The sequence below is a fragment of the Craurococcus roseus genome, assembly GCF_039523795.1.
Classification (GTDB): Bacteria; Pseudomonadota; Alphaproteobacteria; order Acetobacterales; family Acetobacteraceae; genus Craurococcus; species Craurococcus roseus.
Genome location: NZ_BAAAFZ010000062.1, coordinates 1 through 6,601, shown reverse-complemented (window position 1 = coordinate 6,601; position 6,601 = coordinate 1). Strand labels below are relative to the sequence as shown.

At 72.7% G+C, this 6,601-nt stretch carries 6 protein-coding genes and 1 tRNA gene; 4 read left to right on the top strand and 3 right to left on the bottom strand.

What is annotated here, in order from left to right:
- Both ABD067_RS19430 and ABD067_RS19425 read right to left on the bottom strand, forming a co-directional pair.
- On the bottom strand, positions 1-1,056 hold a 1,056-nt coding region (locus ABD067_RS19430; RefSeq protein WP_343897037.1), incomplete at its 3' end, for a tartrate dehydrogenase.
- Positions 1,057-1,116: 60 nt separating this feature from the next.
- Positions 1,117-1,977 (bottom strand): helix-turn-helix domain-containing protein, encoded by an 861-nt coding sequence (locus ABD067_RS19425; RefSeq protein WP_343897036.1) that lies wholly within the window; start codon positions 1,975-1,977, stop codon positions 1,117-1,119.
- Positions 1,978-2,197: 220 nt separating this feature from the next.
- On the opposite strand from ABD067_RS19425, the gene ABD067_RS19420 reads away from it, so the two are divergent.
- Positions 2,198-2,650 (top strand): rhodanese-like domain-containing protein, encoded by a 453-nt coding sequence (locus tag ABD067_RS19420; RefSeq protein WP_343897035.1) that lies wholly within the window; start codon positions 2,198-2,200, stop codon positions 2,648-2,650.
- 166 nt (positions 2,651-2,816) lie between these two features.
- Here the strand turns inward: ABD067_RS19420 and ABD067_RS19415 are convergent, their stop codons facing one another.
- Complete coding sequence (locus tag ABD067_RS19415; protein WP_343897034.1) at positions 2,817-3,758, bottom strand: mitochondrial fission ELM1 family protein; 942 nt, start codon at positions 3,756-3,758, stop codon at positions 2,817-2,819.
- Between the two features lie 87 nt (positions 3,759-3,845).
- On the opposite strand from ABD067_RS19415, the gene ABD067_RS19410 reads away from it, so the two are divergent.
- The 3 genes from ABD067_RS19410 to ABD067_RS19400 all read left to right on the top strand — a co-directional run bounded on the left by ABD067_RS19410 (position 3,846) and on the right by ABD067_RS19400 (position 6,440).
- On the top strand, positions 3,846-4,574 hold the full coding sequence (locus ABD067_RS19410; protein ID WP_343897033.1) for an orotate phosphoribosyltransferase: 729 nt from the start codon (positions 3,846-3,848) through the stop codon (positions 4,572-4,574).
- Complete coding sequence (locus tag ABD067_RS19405; protein WP_343897032.1) at positions 4,571-6,256, top strand: peptide ABC transporter substrate-binding protein; 1,686 nt, start codon at positions 4,571-4,573, stop codon at positions 6,254-6,256. The genes ABD067_RS19410 and ABD067_RS19405 overlap by 4 nt, the downstream gene beginning before the upstream one ends.
- 91 nt (positions 6,257-6,347) lie before the next feature.
- Positions 6,348-6,440: transfer RNA gene (locus ABD067_RS19400), tRNA-Ser, on the top strand.
- The last annotated feature ends 161 nt before the right edge of the window (positions 6,441-6,601 follow it).

Below are 6,601 nucleotides of genomic sequence, written 5' to 3'. Positions count from 1 at the left end.
CGCCAACGCCTTGCCGACGTCCTCCGTGCCGGCCTGCCCGCCCATGTCGCGCGTGCGCGGGCCGCCGCCTTGGCCGAGCAGCGCCTCGATGGCGTTGACGATCGCCTGCGCCGCTTCGCGCTCGCCCAGGTGCTCCAGCATCATGGCGCCGGACCAGATCTGGCCAATGGGGTTGCAGATGCGCTTGCCGGCGATGTCGGGGGCGCTGCCGTGGACCGGCTCGAACATCGAGGGCGCGGTCTTCCCGGGGTTGATGTTGGCGGAGGGCGCGATGCCGATCGAGCCCGCCACGGCCGGGCCGAGGTCGGACAGGATGTCGCCGAACAGGTTGGAGCCGACCACCACGTCGAACCAGTCCGGGTGCTGCACGAAGTGGGCGCACAGGATGTCGATGTGGAACTGGTCGGTTCGCACCTCCGGGTACTGCTTCGCCATGGCAGCGAAGCGCTCGTCCCAGTAGGGCATGGTGAAGGTGATGCCGTTGCTCTTGGTTGCGCTCGTCACCTTGCGGCGCGGGCGCGTCATGGCGAGGTCGAAGGCGTAGCGGAGGATGCGGTCGGTGCCGGTGCGCGTCAGGACGGATTGCTGGGAAACGAACTCCCGCTCCGTCCCCTCGAACATGCGGCCGCCGACGGAGGAGTACTCGCCTTCCGTGTTCTCGCGCACGACGTAGAAGTCGATCTCGGCGGGCGTGCGGTCCGCGAGCGGCGTGCGGGCGCCGGGCATCAAGCGGCAAGGGCGCAGGCTGACGTACTGGTCGAACACCCGGCGGATGGGTATCAGCAGGCCCCAGAGCGAGACGTGGTCCGGCACGCCCGGCCAGCCGACGGCGCCGAGGAAGATGCTGTCGCTGTCGCGCAGCCGGTCCAGGCCGTCCTCCGGCATCATCCGGCCGGTCTGCTTGTAGGTTTCGCAAGACCAATCGTAATGGCTGAGTTGGAGTTCGAAGCCGAAGCGGCGCGCGGCGGCGTCCAGCACGCGCAGGCCCTCGGGCGTGGTTTCCCTGCCGATCCCGTCGCCGGGGATCACCGCGATCCTGTGTGTCCGCGCCGCCATGCGATGCGCCTCCGCCCGTTTTCGGCGAGGGTGGCGGCGCGGCGGCGGCCGGGCAAGCCCTCACCCGCCGGTGAAACGCGCGCGGTAGGCGGCGGGGCCGAGGCCGAAGCGGCGGCGGAAGTGGTGGCGGAGCGTCGCGGCGGAGCCGAAGCCGCAGAGGCCCGCCACCTCCTCCACCGGCGCGGCGCGGGCGCCGCCCTCCAGCAGTTCGCGCGCGCGGTCCAGGCGTCGGCGGAGCAGCCATTCGCCGGGCGGGCAGCCGGTGGCGTCGCGGAAGCGGCGCAGGAAGGTGCGGAGGCTCATGCCTGCTTCGCGCGCGAGGGCGGGAAGCGGTTGCGGGCGGTCCAACCGCGCGCGCATCCGGTCGAGCAAGGGGCCGAGGCGGGCGCCTTCGCGCTCCGTCGGCACCGGGCGCGGCACGTACTGCGCCTGCCCGCCATCGCGGTGCAGCGGCACCACCAAGCGGCGGGCGACGCTGTTCGCCGCGTCCAGGCCGAAGTCGCCGCGCACCAGGTGCAGGCAGAGGTCGATTCCGGCGGCGCTGCCGGCGGCGGTGAGGACGCTGCCCTCGTCCACGTAGAGCACGTCCTCCTCCAAAGCGATGCCGGGATGGGCGCGGCGCAGCGCGTCCATGTAGCGCCAATGCGTGGTGGCACGGCGCCCTTCCAGCAACCCGGCCGCCGCAAGGACGAAGACGCCGGAGCAGAGCGACAGCACGCGGGCGCCCCGCGCGTGCGCCCGGCGCAGGGCGCGGCAGACCGTGTCCGGCACGGGCTCGGCCGCGCCGCGCCAGCCGGGCACGACGATCGTGCCGGCGCGGGCGAGCAGGGCGGCGGCGCCGTCCACCTCCACCCGAAGGCCACCGGCCGCGCGGAGCGGGCCGGGCTCCAGCGACGCGACGCGACGCCAAAGCGGTACCAATCCGGCCCCATCTCGGGTCGCGGCAGGCCGAAGACCTCCGCCGCAACGCCGAACTCGAAGGTGCACAGGCCGTCGTAGGCGAGCGCGACGACCGAGCGGTTGGCGGGCGGTGCGGGGCGGCGCGGGGTTGGCATGATCCTCACGCTGGTCGGCGCTCCTGCCAGCTTACGGCGGGAGCGGCCTCCGGTGCAGGGTCGGGCTCGCAAGGAGTGCCAACCGCGTGACCAACCCCGTCACCGAAACCGCCGCCGCACCGCCCGCCCTGGCCGCGGAGCACTTCGCCGGCAAGCTGGCCTTCGAGGCCGATTGCGCCGACGTCCACGCCGCCCTGGGGGCGGGCGACCCCGGCTTCGTGCTGCTGGAGGCGCGGGGGCCGGCGGCCTACGCGCGCGGCCACGTGCCCGGCGCGTTCAACCTGCCGCACCGCGTCATCACCGAGGAGGCGCTGGCGGCTTGGCCGCGCGACACGTTGTTCGTCGTCTACTGCGCGGGGCCGCACTGCAACGGCGCCGACCGGGCGGCGCTGCGCCTGGCGCGGCTCGGCCGGCGGGTGAAGACCATGCCGGGCGGCATGTCCGGTTGGGTGGCGGAGGGCTTCCCGGTGGCGACGGGCGGGGCGCCCGGCTCGTTGCCGGCAGCCGGATTGGCCGCGGCGGTCGCTGGGAGCCGCTGACTCTCCGGGCGGCTCGGGTCCTGTTCCACGAGAGGACCGCGCGCGTCACCATGCCGATGCCGGTCGAGGCCGCGCCCCCGGGACGTGCTCGCCGGCGCCTCTTCCAGCCTTCCTGACGCCGCGGTCGCTTTGCTCGCCGTCGTGATGGCCCGTCGAAGCCGGGCGGCTACAGCAACCCGCGCGCGCGGATCTCGGCCGCGACGCGCCCGCTCTCGTCCAAGGGCGTGCGCGAAAAGAAGGAAAGGCCGGAGTCCACGGGCCGCGCTTGCCCGGCGGCGTAGAGGCTCGCGTGCAACGCCAAGTGCCGTGCGCCGAGGCCGCCGGGGTCGGCGACGAATACCGGGGCAGCGGTCGCCAAGGCTTCGGAGAGCATGGACACCGAGTCGCCGGTCGCAACCACCGCGTCGGCCCAGGCGAGGAAGCCGAGGTAGGGGTTCGGGCCCGCGTCGCCCCAACGGAAAAGGCGGTGCGGGACAGGGCGCAGAGCTTCGGCCAGGGCGTCGGCCGCAGCGCCGCCGGTGCGGCGGCTGGTGGTCGCCAGCACGCTCCCGGCGACGCCCGACGCCCGCGCGCCGATCCCGGCCGCGATCGCGGGCTCCATCCCGCCTGCGGCGCGGACCTTGCCGCCGACCAGCAACGCGACGCGCGGCCGCGGCATGGTTGCGAGCGCGGCGTTCCACTCGGCCCGTGCCGCAGCGAGCCTCGCAGGGGAGATCTGGTGCGTGGCGCCGAGGATCGACAAGATGTTGTGCGCTTCCGGCGCCGCATCGTGGCGGCCCAACACCAGGAGGTCGAAGCGGCGGCGGCCGAAGGCCGGCCGCATGCAATGCACCGTGCGGACGCCACGGCGCGCGAGCCAGAGCGACACGGGCGCGGACCGGCGGCCGGCGGAAATCGCCAAGCGCGGCCAAGGCGGCCCGCCCCGCACCGCGTCACGGGCTTTCGGCGCGAGGCCCAGGAGCGAGGGCCATGCCAAGGGCAAGGCGGCGGGGGCGCCCCATTCCAGGGGCAGGGCGCGGAACGGGACGCCGAGGCGCTCCGCGATGCCCAGCGCTTGCGCGGCGGTGCCGGCGCGCGGGTCGGCCAGCACCCACACCGGGGCCCTCACAGGGGCATCGCCGCCGTCGGCCGTCATGGACGCCGCACCGGCGCGCGGTTACGAGGGTGCGACCGACGCCGCCCGGGGGAACCAGCCATGGCCGCCGCTCAACACGCCTCCGATTGGGACCGCGACGCCGCGCTGACCACGGCGCGCATCCTGCTGGAGATCAAGGCGGTGAACTTCCGCCCGGAGGAGCCTTACACCTTCACAAGCGGCTGGAAGAGCCCGGTCTACATCGACTGCCGCAAGATCATCTACTTCCCCCGCGCCCGCAACCGCATCTGCGACCTCGGGGTGGAAAAGATCGGCCGGCACGTCGGTTACGAGACCATCGACGTGGTGGCTGGGGGCGAGACCGCGGGCATCCCGTTCGCGGCGTGGATCGCCGACCGGATGCTCACGCCCATGGCCTATGTGCGGAAGCAGCCGAAAGGCTTCGGCCGCGGCGCGCAGATCGAAGGCGAGGTGCCGGAAGGCAAGAACACCTTGCTGGTGGAGGACCTCACCACCGACGGCGCCAGCAAGATCAAGTTCGCCCAGGCGCTGCGCGACGCCGGCGCGCAATGCGACCACACCTTCGTGGTGTTCTATTACGGCGTCTTCCCCGGCTCCTTCGAGACGATGAAGCGCATGAACCTGGCGCTGCACCACCTGTGCACTTGGTGGGACGTGCTGGAGGTGTGCCGCGAGCGGCCCTACTTCGCCGAAGGGGCGCTGAAGGAGGTGCGGAAGTTCCTGGAGGACCCGGTCGGCTGGTCCAAGGCGCACGGCGGCGTCGGCAGCGCGGCGGAGGCGTCGTCCGGGCGCGAGAGCGGGCCGTGACGCCGCGGCGGCGCGCCGCCCTTCTCGGGATGGCGTTCTTGCTGGCCGGCGCGGGTGCCGCTCCCGCGGGCGCGCAGCCGCCGCCACCCGCGCGCGACACGCTGACGATCGGCATCACCCAGTTCCCGTCCACCTTCCACCCCAACATCGACAGCATGGCGGCGAAGTCATACGTGCTCGGCTTCGCGCGGCGGCCCCTCACCGCTTACGGTCCGGATTGGGCGCTGGCCTGCCTCCTGTGCGACCGCGTGCCGAGCTTGGAGAACGGCGGCGCGGTCCGCGAGACCACGCCGGAAGGGAAGCCCGGCATACGCGTCACCTGGCGCTTGCGCGAGGACGCGCGGTGGGGCGACGGCGCGCCGATCTCGGCTGAGGACCTGCGTTTCGCCTGGGAAGCCGGGCGCGAAACAGCCACCGGCTTCGGGCCGGCGGAGTTCTACCGCTCCGCCTACGAGTTGGTGGTGCAGGACGCGCGCACGGTCACGCTGCGCTTCGACAAGATCACCTTCGAATACGCCAGCGCCGGCGAGTTCCAGCCCCTGCCCGCCCGGATCGAGCGCGACCGCTGGCAAGGCGACCACCGCGGCTACCGCAACCGCACGGCCTACGACACCGAGACGGCGACGCCGGGCCTCTGGTCCGGCCCATACCGTGTAACGGCCGTGCAGCCGGGCGCCGGCGTCACCTTGGAGCGCAACGAGGCCTGGGCCGGACCGGCGCCGGCTTTCCGCCGCATCCAGGTCCGCACTGTGGAGAACACAGCGGCGCTGGAGGCGCAACTCCTCGCCGGGCAGCTCGACATGGTGGCGGGCGAGCTCGGCTTGCCGGTGGAGCAGGCGGCCGCTTTGGAGCGTCGGGCGGCGGGGCGGTTCAACGTGTTCTACAAGCCGGGCCTCGTCTATGAGCACCTGGACGTGCAGCACGACCACCCGGCGCTCGGCGACAAGCGCGTGCGGCAGGCATTGTTGTTGGCGACCGACCGGGCGCAGATCGTGGCCCGGCTGTTCGAGAACCGGCAAACGGTGGCGCACAGTTCGGTCAACCCGCTCGACCGGATGCACGACGCCGACACGCGGCAGTGGCCGCACGACCCGAGGCGCGCGGCGGCGCTGCTGGACGAAGCCGGATGGCGCCGCGGGCCGGACGGCATCCGCCGCAACGCGGCCGGCGAGAAGCTCTCCTTCGAGTTGATGACCACCGCCGGCAACCGGGCGCGGGAGGCGGTGCAGCAGGTGCTCCAGGGCATGTGGCGGCCCGCCGGGATCGACGCGCGCATCAGGAACGAGCCGCCGCGCGTGCTGTTCGGTGAGACCTTGTCGCGGCGGCGTTTGCAGGGGGCGGCGCTCTTCGCCTGGGTCAGCGGACCTGAGAATGTGCCGCGCAGCACGCTGCACTCGGACGAAATCCCGCGCGCCGAACGCAACTGGTCCGGCCAGAACTTCGGCGGATGGCGGAACGCCGAGATGGACGCCTTGCTGGAGGCGCTGCCGCAAGAGCTGGACGCGGAGCGGCGGCGTAGCTTGTGGTCCAGGCTCCAAGCAATCTACGCGGAGGAGCTGCCCGCCCTGCCGCTTTGGTTCCGCGCCGACGCGCATGTCTGGCCGCGTTGGCTGGACGGCGTGCGCCCAACCGGCCATTTGAACCCAACCTCGCTTCGGGTGGAGGAATGGCGGTTACGCTGAGCCGGTGGGTGGCGCCGCGGCTCGGTTTGACGGACCCAGCCTGCGCTAGTATGACTAAGGTTGCATGCGTCGTGAGCCGCAACACTCCTGCGGAGGGGTGGCCGAGTGGCTGAAGGCGACGGTTTGCTAAACCGTTATAGGGGGTCAACCTCTATCGTGGGTTCGAATCCCATCCCCTCCGCCAAAGCATGTAGGTCGATTTTTGACGGCCGTGGCGCTGCATCGCTGACGAGCGGCCAACCGTTCGGTTCGTACTCGGCATCGCAGAACGCTGACGGGCCGAGGCGCTCGCTGGCGCGGCGCTCGTCCCGCGGCGGCGGCGCCTCCGCGCGTTGGCCAGGCGCC